Annotated in this window: 11 protein-coding genes; 4 read left to right on the top strand and 7 right to left on the bottom strand. The window is 75.2% G+C overall.

What is annotated here, in order from left to right:
- The 4 genes from V7E45_RS16505 to V7E45_RS16490 all read left to right on the top strand — a co-directional run.
- The coding region (locus V7E45_RS16505) for a phosphopantetheine-binding protein (protein WP_333774925.1) at positions 1–273 on the top strand (273 nt) is incomplete at its 5' end.
- A gap of 47 nt (positions 274–320) precedes the next feature.
- Positions 321–1,037, top strand: coding sequence for a thioesterase II family protein (locus V7E45_RS16500; protein WP_333774924.1), 717 nt, complete (start codon positions 321–323; stop codon positions 1,035–1,037).
- Between the two features lie 20 nt (positions 1,038–1,057).
- Positions 1,058–3,529, top strand: coding sequence for an amino acid adenylation domain-containing protein (locus tag V7E45_RS16495; protein WP_333774923.1), 2,472 nt, complete (start codon positions 1,058–1,060; stop codon positions 3,527–3,529).
- Between the two features lie 17 nt (positions 3,530–3,546).
- On the top strand, positions 3,547–5,001 hold the full coding sequence (locus tag V7E45_RS16490; protein WP_333774922.1) for a condensation domain-containing protein: 1,455 nt from the start codon (positions 3,547–3,549) through the stop codon (positions 4,999–5,001).
- Positions 5,002–5,100: 99 nt separating this feature from the next.
- On the opposite strand, the gene V7E45_RS16485 is transcribed toward V7E45_RS16490, so the two are convergent.
- From V7E45_RS16485 to V7E45_RS16455, 7 genes are read right to left on the bottom strand one after another with little or no spacing between them, the layout of a single operon-like run.
- Positions 5,101–6,336: a phospholipase D-like domain-containing protein gene (locus V7E45_RS16485; RefSeq protein WP_333774921.1), complete on the bottom strand. Its 1,236-nt coding sequence runs from the start codon at positions 6,334–6,336 to the stop codon at positions 5,101–5,103.
- A 42-nt stretch (positions 6,337–6,378) separates the two neighbouring features.
- Entirely contained in the window at positions 6,379–6,888 is a 510-nt protein-coding gene (locus tag V7E45_RS16480; RefSeq protein WP_333774920.1) for a DinB family protein, read from the bottom strand.
- 14 nt (positions 6,889–6,902) lie between these two features.
- Positions 6,903–7,667: a 3-oxoacyl-ACP reductase gene (locus tag V7E45_RS16475; RefSeq protein ID WP_333774919.1), complete on the bottom strand. Its 765-nt coding sequence runs from the start codon at positions 7,665–7,667 to the stop codon at positions 6,903–6,905.
- A gap of 46 nt (positions 7,668–7,713) precedes the next feature.
- A complete protein-coding gene (locus V7E45_RS16470) occupies positions 7,714–8,436 on the bottom strand; it encodes a thioesterase II family protein (protein WP_333774917.1) in 723 nt (240 codons plus the stop codon).
- Complete coding sequence (locus tag V7E45_RS16465) at positions 8,433–9,704, bottom strand: cytochrome P450 (RefSeq protein WP_333774916.1); 1,272 nt, start codon at positions 9,702–9,704, stop codon at positions 8,433–8,435. The genes V7E45_RS16470 and V7E45_RS16465 overlap by 4 nt, the downstream gene beginning before the upstream one ends.
- Before the next feature lie 16 nt (positions 9,705–9,720).
- Complete coding sequence (locus tag V7E45_RS16460) at positions 9,721–12,048, bottom strand: non-ribosomal peptide synthetase (RefSeq protein WP_333774915.1); 2,328 nt, start codon at positions 12,046–12,048, stop codon at positions 9,721–9,723.
- Positions 12,045–16,607: a condensation domain-containing protein gene (locus V7E45_RS16455; RefSeq protein WP_333774914.1), complete on the bottom strand. Its 4,563-nt coding sequence runs from the start codon at positions 16,605–16,607 to the stop codon at positions 12,045–12,047. The genes V7E45_RS16460 and V7E45_RS16455 overlap by 4 nt, the downstream gene beginning before the upstream one ends.
- Positions 16,608–16,613 lie beyond the last annotated feature (6 nt).

The following is a 16,613-nucleotide window of genomic DNA, read 5'->3' as shown; positions in this document are numbered from 1 at the left end:
GCCCACCCCGGGGACGACGCCCCCCGCACCCCGTTCGAGGAGGAGGTCGCCCGGATCTGGGCGGAGGTGCTCGAGGTGGACGCCGTCGGCATCCACGACAACTTCTTCGACCTCGGCGGGCAGTCGCTGACCGCCGTACGGCTGGCGGCCCGGCTGCGCGACACCTTCGCCGTCGAACTCGCCCTGAGCGACCTCTACGCCGACTTCACCGTCGCCGAGGTCGCCTGGACGATCCTGCGGCGGCTTGCCGGGGACGACCCGGCGGACGACTGAATCACCGGCGCACGGCCGCTGACGGACCACGAGAAGCGAGGAAAGACATGTCCGGCACCACCCTGCTGTGCCTGCCCCCGGCCGGCGCCGGCGCCGCGTTCTTCCGGCCCTGGGTCGGCAGCCACCCCGGTCTGCGCGTCGTCCCCGTCCATCTGCCCGGCCGGGAGAAGCGGTTCGCCGAGCCGGAGTGCCGGGACGTCGGCACGCTGCTCGACGTGATCGTGCCCGAACTGCTGCGGGAGACCGAGGGCGCCGACCGGGTCGCGGTCTTCGGCCACAGCTTCGGCGCCTTCCTGGCCCACGAGATCGCCCGCGCCCTCGCCCGGGTGGCACCCCACCTGGATCTCGTGCTCGTCCCGAGCGGCGCCACCCCGCCCGGCACCCCGCGCGCCGAGCGCATCACCGGGCTGCCCGACGACGCGTTCCTCGCCGGTGTGCGCCGGATCGCCGGCTACCACCATCCGGCCCTGGACGACCCGGAACTGCGCGAACTGCTGCTGCCGCCGCTGCGCACCGACATCGCGATGCAGGAGGACCACCGGCCGGCCCCGGCCGGGCCGGCGCGGTTCCCGGTGCTGAGCGTGCGCGGCACCGACGACGACGTGATCTCCGCGGCCGCGGCCGGTGCCTGGCGGGAGACGACCACCGGGCCCTTCCGGCTCGTCGAACTGCCCGGGGGCCACATGTACCTGGTCGACTCCTGGCGCCCGCTGCTGGACCGCCTCGCGCACGAACTGGGCGGTCTGCCGGCCGGCGCCCACTGACCCCCCGCACTGGAGACCTCATGTCGGATCACGCAACCGTGCCCGCCGCGCCCCCGGCCCACGCCGGACTCCTCGCGCGGATGGCCGCGATCTGGGAGGAGGCGCTCGGCTGGGGCGTCACCGACACCGCGGCGAGCCTGTTCGACCTGGGCGGCAGCAGCCTGACGGCGGCACGGATCGCCAAGCTCAGCCGTGCGGAGTTCGGTGTGGACATCCCCGTACGCGCGCTCTACGAACACCAGTCGCTCGACGCGTTCACCCACCACGTGGCCGGTGCGGCCCCGGCGCTCACCGGGCCCGCGCGACCGCGTCCGGCCACGCCCGTCACCGGCCCGCCCGCCCAGGGCCAGGCGGGCGCGGGGAGCCGGCTGCGGCCCCGGCTGACCGGCCCGGCCGAGCACGGACGCGTCCGGGCCGTGGTGGCCCTGAGCGGTCCCGCGCTCGCGGCCCTCGCCGCCCTCGGCGACGGCCGGCCGGACGGCGGGACGGTGCTGCTCGGCGCCGCCACGGGCCTGGTGACGGCCGCCGCCGAGGGCACCGACGAGGCCGTGGTGCACCTGTGGCACGGGGACCGGCCGGTGCCTGTCCCGGTCGCCGGACAGCGGGCCGCCGACGCCGGGGAACTGCTGCGCGACGTGGCCGGCGCCCTGCGCGCGGCGGACACCGCCGGCACCGGGATCGACGTGCTCGTCGCCGGGACGCCGGTGGAGACGCCCGGTACGCCCCCACCGCTCGTGGTCACCCTCGAAGAAGACGCCGACGGCGGCCGCCGGCTGTGCGTGGACGCCGACCGCGGACGGTTCGAACCCTGGTTCGCCCAGGTGCTGGCCGAGGTGATCGGCCACGTGCTGGGCGGCCTCGGTGACCCGGCCGCCCCGCTCGACGCCCTCCGCCTGATCCCGCCGGACGCGCCCTGGGCGGACGCGCCGGCGCGCTGGGAGGTCCCCGACGAGCCGGAACCGGAGGGTACCGGCACCCTGCTGTCCGGATTCCTCGCGCGGGCCGCTGCCCACCCGGACGACCTCGCGGTCACCGGAGCCGACGGCCCCGAGGTGACCTACGGCCAACTGCGCGCGGCGGCCGAGCGGGTGGCCCGGACACTGCTGGCCCACGGCGTCCGCCCCGGCGACCCGGTGGCCCTGCTCGCCCGCAAGTCCTGGCAGGCGGTGGCGGTCATGCTCGGCGTGCTGCGCGCCCGCGCCGTCCATGCCCCGCTCGACCCGGACCTGCCCGCCGCCCGGCTGGCGGCGATGCTCACCGCGCTCGCCCCGGCCGCGCTGGTCACCGGGGCGGGAACGGCCCCACCGGGCGCCGCACCGGCCGGCACGGCCGTGTTCGACGTGGCCGAACTCGCCGGGACACCGCGGGACCCGGGCACCGACGTCCCGGTGCCGCCGCCGGGCCCGGACGACATCGCCTACGTGATCCACACCTCCGGCAGCACCGGAGTGCCCAAGGGCGTCGCCGTACGGCACGGCGCCGTCCACGCGTTCGTCCGGTGGCGCCGCCGGTACCACGCGATGCACCGGGAGAGCCGCTGCCTGGTGATCTCCTCCCTGTTCTTCGACAGTTCCCTGGCGGAGATCTTCCCCGCCCTCACGGCCGGCGCCCGCCTGGTCCTGCTGCCCGAGCACCTGCGGCTCGACGCCGCCCGGACCGGCGCCCTGCTGCGGGCGCATGGCGTGACCCACGCGACCGTCGTCCCCAGCCTCTACCGGATCCTGCTGGACGACCTCGCCGACGGCACCGCGCTGCGCTCGGTCACCGTCGCCGGCGAGGCCGCCTCACCGGAACTGATCAGCAGGCACCGGCGGTCGCTGCCCGGCGTCCGGCTGGTCAACGAGTACGGGCCGACCGAGAACTCCGTGGGCTCCACCGCCCTGGACTACGGCGCCGGGCACGGCGCGGGACACCCGGTCGGGCGGCCCGTCGCCGGTGCCGTCGTCCGGGTCCGCGACCCGCGCGGGCACCGGCTGCCGCCCGGCTTCCCCGGCGAGATCCAGCTCTGCGGCCCCCGGCTGGCCGAGGGCTACCGGGGCAACCGCGAGGCCACCGACCGCGCCTTCGCGGCGGACCCGGACGCACCGGGCGGACGCGTCTACCGCACCGGGGACCGCGGCTGGTGGCGGCCGGACGGCGTCCTCGAATTCCTCGGCCGCGTCGACTCGCAGGTGAAGATCCGCGGCCACCGCGTCGAACTCGGCGACATCGAGGCCCAGCTCGGCGCCCTGCCCGCGGTGGAGACGGTGGCCGTCGTCCCCGTCGGCGACGGTGTCGTGGCCGAGGCCCTGGTGGCCTACGTCAGCGGACCGGCCGGGGAGGACACGGCGGCCCTGCGCGAGCGCGCCCGGCGCGCCCTGCCCGCCGCGATGGTGCCCGCGCTGTTCGTCGTGCTGCCCGCGATGCCCCTGACGCCCAACGGAAAAGCCGATCGGCGGGCACTGGCCCGCAGGGCGCCGGGCGATCTGCGCCCGGGGCCCGCGACTAGGTGAGGACGAGCGTGACAGCCATGAACCCGACGACCCCGACGGCCCCGGGGAAGGCGTCCGGACCGGCGACCCCGGCGAGCCCGGTCTCCAGGGACGACCTGGAGGCACGCAGGCGGCTGGAGGCCGCGCTGCTGGCCCGCCGGCGCCCGCCCGCGCCCGCGTCCGCGCCGGCCGCCCCGGCCGCGGCCACCGGTGAGACGCGGTTCCGCGCCTCGCTGGCCCAGGAGGGCATGTGGGACGCGCTGCGGGGCGGGTTCGGGTCCACCCCGCCCCTGCTCCTCGGCGCGCTCCGGCTGCGCGGCCCCCTGGACGTGCCGGCGCTGGACGCGGCCTGGCAGGACGTCGTGGCCCGCCACGACCAACTGCGTGCCACCCTGCACCGCACCGGCGACCGGCTGGACCTGGTGATCGCCCCCGCCCTGCGGCTGCCGGTCACCGTCACCGCACTGGACCACGCGGACTACGACCGCTTCACCCGCGAACAGGTCGACCGCCCCGTCGACCTGGCCGACGGGCCGCTCGCCCGGCTGCACCTGCTGCGCCTGGCGGACGACGACCACCTCGCCTTCCTGCTCATGCACCACATCATCGGCGACGGCCGGTCGGTCGAGGTCCTGGTCCGCGACCTGAGCGCCTGCTACCTGGCCCGCACCACCGGCACACCGGCCGACCTGCCCGGACTGCCCGTGCGCTACGGCGACCACGCGGCCCGGCACCGTGCCCGCATGACCGGACCGCGGGGCGCGGAGGTGGCCCGGTACTGGCGGGAACGCCTGGACGGTGCCGAGCCGGCCGTCCTGCCCACCGACCGCCGGCCGCAGAGCGAGCCGGGCCCGCCGCTCGGCGGCTTCCTGGAACAGGAGCTGCCCGCCGACGTCTTCGACGCCCTGCGGGAGCTGGCCAGGCGGGCCCGGACGACTTTCCACACCCTCGGCCTGGTCGCCTTCCAGACGCTGCTGGCCAGGGAGTCGGGACAGCGCGACATCAGTGTCCGGGTGCCGGTCTCCTACCGGGACGGCACCGACGTGCGGGACCTGATCGCCGACTTCTCCAACGACGTCGTCGTCCGCACCGACCTCTCCGGGAACCCGGCGTTCGGCGACCTGATCGCCCAGGTGCACGAGCGGAGCGCGCGGGACTTCGCCCACCACGACCTGCCGGCCCACCTGCTGGAGCCCCACCTGCCGGTGCCCGGCCTGCTCGACCGCCTCTTCCACGTGCAGTTCACGGCGGAACGCGACCTGGAGGCACCGGTCCGGTTCGCCGGCCTGACGCTGGAACAGGAGATGCCGGCGGACCCGTACGTCTCCCGGCCACTGAGCCTGCGGCTGCGCCACGACGACCGGCGCGCACGCGTGCTGGTCGCCTACGCCCTTGACCGGTTCTCCCCGGAGCGGATCGCCCGCCTGGCCGGCACCTACACCGAGCTGATCCGTGAGATGGCCGCGCACCCGGAGCACCCGGCCCTCGGCTGAGCCCGGCGGTGGCCCGCGACGGCGAAGGGGTGGCACATCACCGATGTGCCACCCCTTCGCCGGCCGCCCTCCACGTCGGCCACCGCCGTCACCCCGGCCTCACAGGAAGCGGCGGATCGGCCGCACCGACGCCTCCCGCAGCCGCTGCGCGAGGGGCCGCCGCCGCCACCGCTCCTCGTCCACGGCCTCGCTCGACGACCGGTCCCGCTCGAAGTGGCCGTCCAGGGTCGCGGTGAACTCCTCGTCCAGCACCGCCAGCATCACCTCCTCGTCGTGCTCCAGCGAGCGCCGGTTGAGGTTGCTCGACCCCACCAGGCTCAGCACGCGGTCCACGGTGACGACCTTGGCGTGCATCATCGTCGGCCGGTACTCCCAGACCCGCACCCCGGCGGCGAGCAGATCGCCGTACAGCAGCCGGCCGGCCGACCGGCAGACCGGCTTGTCGGTGTGCGGGCCGGGCACCAGCAGGTCCACCTCGACGCCGCGCCGGGCCGTCGCGGCCAGCAGCCCGGCGAAGGACGGGTGCGGCGAGAAGTAGGCCGTGGTCAGCCGGACCCGCTCCTCGGCCGACTCCAGCACCAGCCGGAACAGGGTCTGCATGTCCTGCCAGCCGTAGCCGGCGGAGCCGCGGACCACCTGGACCGCGGCCGTTCCACTGGGCGGCTGTTCGGGGAACCGGTCGCCGTCCGCGACGAGTTCGCCGCGGCACTCCGCCCAGTTCTGGGCGAAGGCCGCGGCGAGTCCGTCGACGGCGGGGCCGCGCACGCTCACATGCGTGTCGCGCCACTCGGCGGCGGAGCGGGCGTCGCCGCACCACTCCTCGCCGATCCCGACCCCGCCCGTGAAGGCCACCGTCTCGTCCACCACGAGCACCTTGCGGTGACAGCGGTGGTTCTGCTTGAGCGGGGACAGCGCCAGCGGTCTGCGGAACCAGCCGATCCGTACCCCGGCCGCTTCCATCAGCGACAGCAGGTCACGTTCGATGAGCCGGCTGCCGAAGCCGTCCAGCAGCAGCCGCACCCGCACCCCGGCACGGGCCCGCCGGGCCAGCTCGACGGCGAAGGCGCGGGCGACCGGCCCCCGCCAGTACACGAACGTCATCAGGTCCACGCTGTGCTCGGCCGACCTGATGGCCGCGAGCATGGCGGTGAAGATCTCGTCGCCGTTGCGCAGCGGCACCAGCGCGTTGTCCTGCGTCATGGGCACGCCGAGCAGCCGTTCCAGGCGGCGCCGGAACCGGTGCGCGCGGGCGTCGAGGCGGGGCGGGGGAGCGCCGGTGGGTGTCTGCGGCGCCGGCCGCCCGGCCGCGACCGGGCTCTGCACGGTCTGGGTCATAAGCTCTTCTCCTGGACGGCGCTCCGCGGGCTGGACGGCCACTCAGGTACCGGTGACGCCGTCCGCCAGCTCGCGGAGCACGTCGATGTGCCCGTTGTGCCGCGCGATCTCCTCGACCAGGTGCAGCAGCACCCAGCGCAGCGGCGCGTGGCGGCCGTCCCGCATCGGCCGTGCCGCCGTGTCGTCGAGCCCGACGTCGGCGAACCGTTCCCGCAGGGCCCGGCTCTGCTCCTCGTACTCGTCGAGGAGCTGACGCAGCGGTACGTCGAGCGCGATCCGCATCTCGCGGTCCGGGTCGTCCTCGGTGGCGGGGTGCCGGTCCTCCTCGCCGAGGAACACCACCCGCAGCCACCAGTACTCGACCCACCGGACATGGCTCACCAGCCCGGCGACGGTCATCAGCGGGGAGCCCGGCAGGGGCGCCCGCCGGGCGTCCTCGTCGGACAGCCCCGCGCACTTGGCGGCCACGGTGGCCCGCGTGTAGTCGAGGAAGGTGTTCAGCGTGGTGCGTTCGTCGAAGGAGACGGGCGTGTCGGTGCGCTCCGGGGACATGCCGGCGGTGCCTTTCAGCTGGGGGTGACGTAGGCGGAGGACAGGCCGCCGTCCACGAGGAACTCGGAGGCGGTCATGAAGGAGGAGTCGTCGCTCGCCAGGAAGGCCACCGCAGCCGCGATCTCCTCGGGCTCGGCGAACCGGCCGACGGGGATGTGCACCAGGCGGCGGGCCGCCCGCTCCGGGTCCTTGGCGAACAGCTCCCGCAGCAGCGGGGTGTTGACCGGCCCCGGGGACAGGGCGTTGACCCGGATGCCCTCCCGCGCGAACTGGACGCCCAGTTCGCGGGTGAGGGCGAGGACCCCGCCCTTGGACGCGGTGTAGGAGATCTGGGAGGTCGCCGCTCCCATCCGGGCGACGAACGACGCCGTGTTGATGATCGAGCCCCTGCCCTGGCGGCGCATGTACGGCAGGACGTGCTTGCAGCACAGGTAGACGGAGGTCAGGTTGACCTCCTGGACGCGCTTCCACGCCTCAAGGCCGGTCTCCAGGATGGAGGCGTCCTCGGGCGGGGAGATGCCGGCGTTGTGGAAGGCGATGTCCACCGAGCCGTACCGGTCGTGCACCTCCTCGTACAGGGCGCGGACGTCGTCCTCCACCGCCACGTCGGCCCGGACGAACAGGCCGTCGACCTCCTTGGCTGCCGCGCCGCCGGCCGTCTCGTCGATGTCGACGGCCACCACCCGGGCGCCCTCCGCGGCCAGCCGGCGCACGGAGGCCAGGCCGATGCCGCTGCCCGCGCCGGTGACCACGGCCACCCGGTGCTCAAGTCGTTGCATGTCTCCTCGTTTCCTCGTTGCGGGGGGGAACCGGCCCGGGGGGCGGTCATCCGGCCATGTCGGCGACGAAGGCGTCGAGCAGGTCGTCGGGGGCTTCCATGAACCGGTAGTGCGGCCCGTGCAGGACCCGGAAGGTGGTCTCGCCGCACTCGGCCCAGCCGTCCATCAGCCGGTGGTCGACCTCCACGTCCTCGTCCCAGCCCAGTGCGGTGACCGGGCAGTCCAGGCGCACCGGCTCGGCGGGGTGGTAGCGCTTGTTGGTCTCGACGTCGGCGCGCAGGATCTCGAGGCTCAGCTCCACCAGGTCGGGGCGGGGCGTGCCGCCCAGCTCCGTGATCAGGGTGCGCACCTCGTCGGCCAGCTCCTCGTCGGTCATGCGCAGGAAGCGGCCGTGCGGGCCCTTGTGCGGGGCGATCTGCGAGGAGACGAACAGCCGGGCGGGCGCGGGGTATCCGCGCTCCTTGAGCCGGACGGCGGTCTCGTAGCCCGGCAGCGCGGACCCGCAGTGCCCGAAGAGGCCGAACGGCCGGTCCAGGTACGGCCGCAGCACCTCGACCAGGTCGTCCGCGAGTTCCTCGTACGTCGGGTACGAGGGCTCCCGGAAGCGGTTCTCCCGGCCGGGCAGCTGGACGGGCACGATCTCGGTGTCGCCCACGAACCGGGGCCAGTTGCGGTACATGCTCGCCCCGCAGCCCGAGTACGGCAGGCAGAACAGGCGTGCGGCGGCCTCGGCGGAGGGTTCGCGCAGGAACCAGCGGGAGGCGCTCACGCGACCAGCTCCGCGTAGCGCGCGGCCGCCGAGTCACGGACCGTGGCGACCATCGGCATGTGCTTGATGCCGGCCACGAAGTTCGAGTGCAGGTGCTCGATCTCACCGGCCAGCTCGAAGGAGTCGAAGCTCTCGAACAGCTCGGTGAAGAGGATCTTCAGGCTCATCCGGGCCACGGTGTGCCCCACGCAGTAGTGGGCGCCGCTGCCGAACGCCATGTGCCGGTTGGGCTTGCGGCGGATGTCGAAGGTGAACGGGTCGTCGAAGGATCCGGCGTCGCGGTTGGCCGAGCCCAGCCACACCACGACGGCGTCGCCCGCCCTGACCTTCCGGCCGTGCAGCTCGACGTCCTGCAGCGCGTACCGCATGAAGTGGTTCGCGGGCGACGACCAGCGCAGGGCCTCGTCGACGCCGGTGTTCAGCAGCTTCGGATCCGCGCGCCACTCGTCCAGCGCGGGGGTGCCGATCAGCTCCGCCATCGCGCCGGTCGGCACGAAGGGGGTGGTGACGTTGGCGCCGAGGATCAGGCTGTAGCAGTTGGACAGGACCGCGCCGGTCTCCAGCCGCCGGCCGTCGATGTCCATCTCCAGCAGCAGACTGATGAGGTCCTCGCCCAGGTTGCCGCGGCGCTCGCGCAGGATGTCGTGGAAGTAGGCGAACAGCTCACGGTGGGCGGCCTGCAGCGTCTCCTCGACCCCGCCGGGTCCGGCGAACTCCGGATCCTCCGGGGCGATGGACATCGTCGTCAGCCGGGTCAGCCGGGACCAGTCCTCGCGGGGCAGTCCCATCATGGTGCCGGCGGTCGCCATCGGCAGGGACATCATGGCCTCGGCGAAATCGAAGGGCTCGCCCTCCAGCGCCGGGGTCAGCAGCCGGTGCACCTCGGTGGTGACCGCGTCGCGGTACTTCTCCACCTGCTTGTTGGTCAGGGCGCGCTGCATCGGCACCCGCATCCGCGTGTGCCGGGGCGGGTCGGTCGCGGCCATCTGCCGTCCGCGCGCCGGGTCGTCCTTGCCGAGCAGGAAGAGCATGGTGCCGCGCTGCGAGGTGAACAGGGTGTGGTCGCGCAGCACCAGGTCGGCGTCCTCGAACCTGGTCACGGACCAGAAGCCCAGCGTGTCGTCCACCTGCTGCCAGCGCACCGGGTCGCGGTGCCGCATGGCGTTCCAGACGGAGTGCGGGTCGCCGTGCGCGTAGAGCAGCGCGTCGGTCAGGTCGACGGCGTCCAGATCGATGTCGTCCGGATGCACCGGCTTGGTGAGCCTCATCGGATGAACTCCTGGGTCAGGGGGTGGGCGTGGTGGAGGGGGCGGCGGCCTGGTCGGCGAGTTCCTCGGCGAGTTCGGCGACCGTGGGCCGCAGGTAGAGCGAGCGGGCGGACAGTTCCACGCCGAAGCGCTCCTGCAGGCGGGCGAGCAGGTCGGCGGCGATCAGGGAGTGGCCGCCCAGCTCGAAGAAGTCGTCGTCGACGCCGACGGGTTCGACGCCCAGCAGGTCCGCCCACTCCTCGGCGACGGCCGCCTCGGTCGCGGTGCGCGGGGCCGTGTACTCGGTGGCCAGCGACCGCGCGGCGCGCCGCGCGGCGGGCAGCGCCGCCCGGTCCACCTTGCCGTTGCGGGTCAGCGGCAGCCCGGACAGGATGAGGACCGCCCAGGGCACCATGTAGCCGGGCAGTTCGCCGCGCAGCCATTCGCGCAGCCGCCGGCCCAGCGCGGCCGGCTCCTCGGCGCCCGCGTCCTGCGCGGTGACGTAGGCCAGCAGCCGCTTGCCGCCCGCGCCGTCGCTCTGTGGCATCACGACGGCCTGGCGCACGTCCTCGTGGCCGCCGAGCACCGCCTCGATCTCGCCGGGCTCGACCCGGTAGCCCTGCACCTTGATCTGCCGGTCGGCGCGGCCGAGGAACTCCAGGGTGCCGTCCGGCAGCCGCCGCACCAGGTCACCGGTGCGGTAGAGCCGGGCGCCGGGTTCGGCGGTGAGCGGGTCCGGCACGAAACGGTCGGCGGTGGCGGCCGGCCGGCCCAGGTAGCCCAGGGCCAGGCCCTCGCCACCGGCGTACAGCTCGCCCGGGACCCCCGCGGGGACCGGCCGCTGGTCCCGGTCGAGGACCAGCGCCCGGGTGCCGCTGATGGGACGGCCGAGGGGGACCGCGTTGCCGGCCGGCGGCTCGCCGGAGGTCCAGCAGGCGGTGAAGGTGGTGTTCTCCGTGGGGCCGTAGCCGTTGGTGAACAGCAGGTGCGGGTGGGCCGTGAGCAGCCGGCGGACATGGCTCGCGGAGACCACGTCCCCGCCGGCCAGCACGTGCCGCAGCCCGGCGAAGGCGTCCAGGTGCTGGTTGACCATCTGGTGGAACAGCCCGGCCGTCATCCAGGAGACCGTGACCTTCTCGGCGGTCAGGGTCGCGGCCAGGGCCTCGGTGGACAGCGGTCCCGCCGGATGCACGGCCAGTCGCCCGCCGTTGACCAGCGGGGCCCAGATCTCCAGCGTGGAGGCGTCGAAGGCGACGGGCGCGAGCTGGAGGAACACGTCCTCGGGGCGGAACTCCGCCCAGTCGGGCCGTACGACGAGCCGGGAGACCGCCGCGTGCGGCACGTACACGCCCTTCGGCTCGCCCGTGGACCCCGAGGTGAAGCTGACGTAGGCGGGCGCCGAGGCGGGTACGCCGACGCACACGGGGGCGGGCTCCGCGTCACCGGCGGCCGCCCCGTCCAGGCCGAGCACCCGCACGGAGGCGGGCAGCCGGTCGGCGAACCGCTCCTGCGCCAGCGCGATCCGCGCGCCGGTGCCGTCCAGTTGCGCCGCGAGGCGCTGCGCGGGCAGGTCCGGCTCGAAGGCGGCATAGGCGCCGCCGGTCTTCAGAACGGCCAGCAGGGCGACGACCAGTTCGACGGAGCGCTCGGCGAGGACGGCCACGACCTGTCCGGGGCCGGCGCCCGCAGCTCGCAGCCGCGCCGCGAGCCCGTCGGCCTCCCGGAGCAGCTCCGCGTAGGTCAGCGAACGGCCCGCGCAGCTCACCGCCACGGCGCCCGGGGTGCGTGCCGCCTGCTCCTGGACCAGGACGTGCACCGGGCGGGCGGCCACCGGCGCGTGCCCGTCGCCGGCCAGCGCGGAGGCCTCCTCCAGTGCGGCCGCCGAGGCCAGCGGCAGCACCGACAGCGGGACGTCGGGGCGTACGACCACGAGGGCGCACCGCAGCTGGTCCTCCAGCCGCTCCGCCTCGGGCGGGGTCAGCGGGCCGGCCCCGGTGACCGTGACCAGGGCGTCCGGGCCGGCGGTGACGGTGAGCCCGGGCACGGGCCCGCCGGGGGCGGTGTCCCACAGCAACCGCGCGTCCACGGCGGCCCCGGGATCCTCGTCCTCCGTCCCGTCCGGGAGCTCGTCCAGCGCCGCCGCGGCCCGCGCGGTCAGCGCCGACAGGGTGGGGTCGTCCGCCACCTCGAAGGTGAGCACGGCCTCGGCGTCGGCGTCACGGTAGGCGATGCGCACCGTCTCCTGGAGGGTGCGGCGGTGGGTGACCGCGACGAGCGCCGCCAGTGCCGCGGCGGGCGCTCCCGCGGCACTGGCGTGCGGGTCCGCGGGCGGGGCCAGGGGCTGCGGGTCGGTCAGTGAGATCACTGGTTCTCCTTGGAGGGGGCGGGGCCGGCCGCGGCCGTCGCGGGCCGGCGACGCAGGGTGGAGCGGTCGACGCGCCGGATCGCCGGCGTCTCGGCGCGCGGCTTGGCCCGCTGCTGGTCCACGTAGGTGGCGACGGCGGCGATGGTGGGTGTCTCGAAGAGCAGGCCGAGCGGGGCGTCGACCGAGAACTCCTGCCGGACGCGGTCCATGACCTCCGAACCGAGCAGGGAGTGGCCGCCGAGCGCGAAGAAGTCGTCGTGGACCCCGACCCGGTCCACGCCCAGGGCGGCCGACCAGATGCCGGCCAGCGTGGTCTCGGTCGGGGTGCTCGGCGCCCGGTGCGCCTCGCTCGCGGCCGCCGCCAGGTCGGGACCGGGCAGCGCGCCGGGGTCGGCCACACCCGAGCGGTCGCTGGGGAAGCCCGGCACGACGAGCAGATGGGCCGGCACGGCGGGGAAGGGCAGCCGGTCCAGCAGCCGCTGCTTCAGACCGGAGACGACCCGGCGGCCACGGATGACCGAGAGCGGGTCGTTGGCCGGCCGGCCGGACTCCCGGCAAGTGCCGGCGGGGCGGTCGCCGAAGCCTTCGGGGAGCGCGGGACCGGCCTCGGCCCCGTCCGCGTCGCCGGCCTGGCGCAGCAGCAGGACGTCCAGGGTGCCGGGCCCGTCGGCGCCGTAGCGGACCAGCGGGGCGTAGCCCGCCCGTTCGGCCGCGGCGGCCAGGGCGGCCGGGTCGAGCGGGCCGCCCGGTCCGGCCGGGCGCGGCGCGAGCGCCGCCGACACGTCGGCCACGGTGGCCGTCTGCCCGGTGGCGAGCAGCGAGAGCGCGGCGAGTCGCCCGTGCACCCGGGCGTCGGGCACCGAGCGCACCAGCAGCCGTTCCGGGGCGTGTTCGCCGAGGTGCGCGGTCAGCGCCTCCGCGGTCAGGCCGTCCGCCTGCCAGTCGAGCTCGGCGCCGGGCCGGGCCCCGGCGGCCGGGGCGCCGGCGCGCAGCACCACGTCGTACCGGTACGCGCTCAGCTCGTTGCGGTGCCTGCCGTACCGGGGCAGGACGTACACCTCGGCGAGCCCGTCGAGCCGGTCGGCCAGCGCCGTGAACCAGCTGGGGTCCAGGAGCAGTTCCTCCTCCTGGCCGGCTCGGGCGCCCAGGGCGCCGCGCAGCGCGCCGGCCGCGTCCTGCGCCTCCAGGGACTCCAGCCGGCCGGGCAGGTGCAGCGCGTCGAGCAGCGGCAGGCTGCGCACGGCACCGAGGTAGACGTGGCCGCCCGGGCGGAGCACCCGCAGCGCCCCGGACAGCACCTGTTCCAGGTAGTCGGTGCCGGGGAAGTACTGCGTGACGGAGTTCAGCACCACGGTGTCGAACCCGCCCTCGGGCAGCCCGTCGAAGTCGTCGGCGGCCCGCTCCAGCAGGGTGACGTCGTCGGCCTTGCTGGCCAGCCAGTCCTGGTGGTCGCGGATGTGCCCGAGCGCGTGCCCGGACAGGTCCGTGCCGGTGTAGCCGGCGCAGCGCGGGGCGAGCCGGAACAGCAGGGCGCCGGTCCGGCAGCCGATCTCCAGCACCCGGGAGGGCTTCAGGGACAGGACGCGCCGGAAGGTGGTGTCGGCCCACTCGCGCATCTCGGCGCCGGTCAGGTACTCGCCGGTGTGCGGGCTGTTCCAGCCGGTGACGTTCAGCACCGGGTCGTCCTCGGCGGACCGGCCGGAGTACGTCTCCTCGAACAGGGCGCGCAGCCGGTCCTGGCCGCCGGTGTCCTGGGGGCGCAGCGAGACGTGGGCGAGCAGTTCGGGTTGCCCGTCGTCGCCCTCGGCGCGCAGCTGGACCACGGCGCGTTCGACGTCGGCGCAGCCGTGCAGCACCGTCTCCACGTCGGTCGGCTCGACCTGGTGGGTGCGGATCCGGATGTCCTCGCCCAGCGGTTCGACGGTGCCGTCGGGCAGCAGCCGGGCGCGCAGGCCGGTGCGCAGCAGGGGCTCGCCGTCCGCGACCGGGTCGGCCACCAGCAGGCGGCGGATCTCCTGCGGCCGGCCGAGGACGCCCTTGGGCGACGGCACCCCCCCGACGCAGAGTTCACCCGGAACCGAGCCGGGCACGGGCAGTCCGGCGGCGTCCAGCACCCGCAGCCGCGGGCCGGGCAGCGGGCGGCCGAGCGCCGAGAGCGTTCCGGGCGCGGGGGCGTCGGCGACCGGCTGGACGACGACGTCGAGCGCCAGGTGGGCCGGGCCGGAGCGCAGGTGCACGGCGCAGTCCGGGGCGAGCCCGCGCAGCCGGGCGATCAGCGCCGGCCACGGCCGTTCGCCGGCGCACACCACGCGGCGCGGCTCCGGCTGCCGGGGCGCCCGGTCGAGGAAGGCGGCCAGCGCGGTCGGCGGGCCGACCAGCACCGCGGCGTCCGCCTCGGCGTCCGCCGCGGGCGTGTCCGCGCCGGCCGCCAGGACCAGCGGCGCCCCGGCCGCGACCGGCCCCAGCAGGTCCCAGGGGGACAGGTCGAACCCGGCGGACAGGGACAGCACGCCCCGCGCCCGCTCCTGGTCGCCGAGTCCGTCCAGGTGGGCGGCGGCGTGGGCGAGCCGGTGGGCGACGCCCGCGTGGGAGTGGACCGTGCCGCGCGGCAGTCCGTCCGAGGGCGGCAGGTAGCAGACGAACGCGTCCTGTTCCGGGACCGGTTCGGCGGCGGGCCGGTCGGCGGTCCGCGCCGACCGGTCCGCGCCGATGTCGACGGGCCGCACCATCGAATCGAGACCGTCGGGTCCGGCGCCGTCGGTGATCACGAGGGCCGTGGAGCAGTCCAGCAGGATGTCGTTGAGGTCGCCCACGGACGTCCGCGGGTCCAGCGGCACGGCCGCGCCCCCGGCCTTGAGCACGCCGAGCAGTGCGACCAGCAGCCGCGGCGACGCCGGCAGGCAGACCGCCACCGGCTGCCCGGGCGTGACGCCCAGCTCGGCCAGCTCCCAGGACAGCCGGTTGGCCCGGGCGTCCAGCTCGGCGAAGGTCATGACCGCGCCGCCCTGGCGGACCGCGGGGGCGGTGGCCCGCTCGCCGGTCCGCGCCGCGATCAGCTCGGTCACCGTGCGGGCAGGCTCCCCGGCCGCCACCGCGACCGGCTGCCGCGTCCCGTCCCGCTCGGCCTCCCCGGTGAGGGGCAGGTTCCGCACGGGCGTGTCCGGGTCCTCGGTCACGGCGGTGAGCAGCGTGGTCAGCGAGTCCAGCATGCGGCGCACGATGTCCTCGGTGAAGACGTCGGTGGAGAAGTACACCGTGCCGCGTACTCCGCCGTCCTCGGCCGGCTCCAGATCGACCTCCAGGTCGAACCGGGCGGTGTCGGTACTGAGCGGCTCGATCGAGAAGCTGACGTCGGGCAGTTCCACGCTCCAGCGCGGCGAGTTGTCGTAACCCATCTGGTGGCGCACCAGCGGGACCCGGGCCCGGTTGTCCCGTTCCGGCGTGATGACCTCGACGATCCGTTCGAACGGCACGTCCTGGTGCTCGTAGGCGCCCAGGCACACCTCCCGGGACTGGCGCAGCAGTTCGCGGAAGGTGGGGGTGCCCGAGAGGTCCATGCGCAGGGCCAGCTCGTTGACGAAGCAGCCGGTGAGGTGCTCCAGTTCGGCGCGCCGGCGGCCGGCCACGGCCGTGCCGATGACGATGTCGTCCTGGCCGCTCCAGCGGGACAGCACCACCGACTGCGCCGTGTACAGCGCCATGAAGGGGGTGGCGCGCTCCGCCTCGGCGAGCCGGGTCAGCCGTCCGAAGACCTCCGCCGGGAGCTCGTAGCGGATCGTGCCGCCGCGCCAGGTGAGTTCGGCGGAGCGGGGCAGGCCGGTCGCGATGTCCACGAGCCGGGTGTCGGCGAGCCGCTCCCGCCAGTACTCGAGTTGCCGCTCCACCTCGGGACGGGCCAGCCAGTCCCGCTGCCAGGCCGCGAAGTCCCCGTACTGCACGGTCAGTTCCGGCAGCTCCGGTTCCCGGCCCTGGACCCGGGCGGCGTAGCGCTCGCCCAGCTCGCGGATCAGGACGTTCATGGCCCAGCCGTCGGTGGCGATGTGGTGCTGGCACATCAGCAGCAGGTGCTCGTCCTCGGCGAGGCGCAGCAGCACCGGCCGGAGCATCAGGTCGCGTTCCAGGTCGAAGGGCCGGTTGATCTCCTCGGCGCACAGCAGGCGGGCCCGGGCCTCCCGATCGCCCGCGGGCAGCCCGGTGAGGTCAACCAGCGGCAGGTCGAGGCCCGTGAACGGGTCGACGGACTGCACGGGCGCGCCGTCCACCTGGTGGTAGGTGGTGCGCAGCACCTCGTGCCGCTCGACGATCTCGCCCAGGCAGCGGTGCAGCAGCTCCCGGTCGAGCCGGCCGCGCAGCCGGGCCGCGCCGGCCACGTTGTAGAACACCGCCTCGGGGTCGAGCCGGCTGAAGAACCAGATGCGCTGCTGGGCCGGGGACAGCGGCATGGCGCGGCGGTCGCCGTCGTACCGGGCGATGCGTCCGGTCGCGGCGGCCGACGCCTGACGCGCGATCAGCCGGTCGAGCAGTTCCCGCTGTTCCGCTGTGAGAGTGGCCGATCGCATGCGTGC

Origin of the sequence: Streptomyces sp. IBSBF 3136 (assembly GCF_036815105.1) — a bacterium.
Taxonomy (GTDB): Bacteria; Actinomycetota; Actinomycetes; order Streptomycetales; family Streptomycetaceae; genus Streptomyces.
The sequence above is the reverse complement of the archived record's forward strand: the minus strand, read 5'-3'. Positions and strand labels throughout refer to the sequence as shown.

Excerpts from the sequence above, each read along its gene's own strand:
- V7E45_RS16500 (WP_333774924.1), top strand. The coding sequence starts at position 321 with ATGTCCGGCACCACCCTGCTGTGCCTGCCCCCGGCCGGCGCCGGCGCC.
- V7E45_RS16495 (WP_333774923.1), top strand. The coding sequence starts at position 1,058 with ATGTCGGATCACGCAACCGTGCCCGCCGCGCCCCCGGCCCACGCCGGA.
- V7E45_RS16490 (WP_333774922.1), top strand. The coding sequence starts at position 3,547 with ATGAACCCGACGACCCCGACGGCCCCGGGGAAGGCGTCCGGACCGGCG.
- V7E45_RS16485 (WP_333774921.1), bottom strand. The coding sequence starts at position 6,336 with ATGACCCAGACCGTGCAGAGCCCGGTCGCGGCCGGGCGGCCGGCGCCG.
- V7E45_RS16480 (WP_333774920.1), bottom strand. The coding sequence starts at position 6,888 with ATGTCCCCGGAGCGCACCGACACGCCCGTCTCCTTCGACGAACGCACC.
- V7E45_RS16475 (WP_333774919.1), bottom strand. The coding sequence starts at position 7,667 with ATGCAACGACTTGAGCACCGGGTGGCCGTGGTCACCGGCGCGGGCAGC.
- V7E45_RS16465 (WP_333774916.1), bottom strand. The coding sequence starts at position 9,704 with ATGAGGCTCACCAAGCCGGTGCATCCGGACGACATCGATCTGGACGCC.
- V7E45_RS16455 (WP_333774914.1), bottom strand. The coding sequence starts at position 16,607 with ATGCGATCGGCCACTCTCACAGCGGAACAGCGGGAACTGCTCGACCGG.